The following is a 1,567-nucleotide window of genomic DNA, read 5'->3' on the forward strand; positions in this document are numbered from 1 at the left end:
GAGCCTGCTCGCGAAGACGGCGCCACGGTCGGCATTGATATCGACTGAACAACCGCTTCGCGAGCAGGCTCGCTCCCACAGGTAAACAGACAACGAAAAGAACCAAGCCAAGCGGAGCACACGTGATGCAAAAGCCTCAACCCAATTTCTACAACCTGGCCTGGCGCTGGCATTTCTATGCCGGGCTGTTCGTCGCGCCGTTCATGGTGATGCTGGCCCTGACCGGGATCATTTATCTGTTCAAACCGCAGCTCGATTTGCTGATGTACAGCAGCCTGCTCGAAGTACCGGCCGGGCACCACACAGTGCCGGCCGATGACTTGCTGCAACGGGTGAAAGCTGCCTATCCGCAAGGCCAGGTCACTCAGTACCTGCCGCCGGTGAATGCCGAGCGCAGCGCGCAATTCGTGGTGAAAAATGCAGGTCACGAACTCAACGTGTTCGTCGATCCGTACCACGGTGACATCCTCGGCGAGCAGGATGCCAAGCAGAATCTGCAAGCCATCGCCCGTGCGATCCACGGCGAATTGATGATTGGTACGGTCGGCGATCGGCTGATCGAAATGGCCGCTGGCTGGGGCGTGGTGCTGGTGGTTTCGGGGCTGTTTCTGTGGTGGCCGCGCGGTCAGGCGGCGGGCATTCTATGGCCGCGTTTGAACAGCCGAGGTCGAGTGTTGTGGCGCGATCTGCATGCGGTCACCGGGTTCTGGGGCGCAACATTGCTGCTGGTGATGTTGCTCAGCGGCATGACCTGGACCGGTTTCTGGGGCAAGCAATACGCGCAGGTGTGGAACGTGTTTCCAGCCGCCATGTGGGACAACGTGCCGACCTCCGACATCGAGGCACGCAGCCTCAACAGCGCGACTCGCCAGACCGTGCCGTGGGCGATGGAAAACACACCGATGCCGATGTCCGGCGACCACGCCGAACACATGAATCACGGCAACGCCCATGCCGGCCCCGCTGCACCCGAAGTCAGCCTGCAGGATGTGCAGAACATCGCCAGCGAACGCAAGGTCGAGCCCGGCTACAGCATCACCCTGCCGACCACCGCCACCGGCGTGTTCACCATCGCCGTGTTCGCCGATGACCCGCGCAACGACGCCACCCTGCATATCGATCAGTACACCGGCAAGGTTCTCGCCGATGTGCGTTTCGAGCACTACGGCACCGTTGCTCGCGCTACCGAAATCGGCGTGATGCTGCACGAAGGCAAGATGTTCGGCACCTTCAACCAGATCGTCGTGCTGCTGATCTGCCTGATGATTCTGCTGAGCGCCGTCAGCGGCGTGGTGATCTGGTGGAAACGCCGCCCCGAAGGCAAGTTCGGCGTGCCGCCGTTGCGCCATGATTTGCCGACATGGAAAACCGGCGTGGCGATCATGCTGGTGCTGGCGGTGGTGTTTCCGCTGGTGGGGGCTTCGCTGCTGTTCGTGTGGTTGCTTGACCGGTTCGTCTTGCCACGAGTCGCCCGGCGCACCGTCGATCTACCGCGCTGATAGTGTGGCGCGGGCGCACTGGGCCCCCCCCCCCCCGGCAGTTGGAATAAAACAAAAAACAGTTACGC

General features: G+C 61.6%; 1 protein-coding gene. It reads left to right on the forward strand.

All coding sequences use genetic code 11. The annotated features are described in order from the left end of the window. Nucleotides 1-125 precede the first annotated feature (125 nt). On the forward strand, nt 126-1,499 hold the full coding sequence (locus QMX86_RS28030) for a PepSY domain-containing protein (RefSeq protein WP_073471753.1): 1,374 nt from the start codon (nt 126-128) through the stop codon (nt 1,497-1,499). The last annotated feature ends 68 nt before the right edge of the window (nt 1,500-1,567 follow it).

Source organism: Pseudomonas sp. PS01270 (genome assembly GCF_029959775.1).
Classification (GTDB): domain Bacteria; phylum Pseudomonadota; class Gammaproteobacteria; order Pseudomonadales; family Pseudomonadaceae; genus Aquipseudomonas; species Aquipseudomonas atacamensis.

Coding starts and splice junctions, on each gene's coding strand:
- QMX86_RS28030 (WP_073471753.1), top strand. CDS start 126: ATGCAAAAGCCTCAACCCAATTTCTACAACCTGGCCTGGCGCTGGCAT.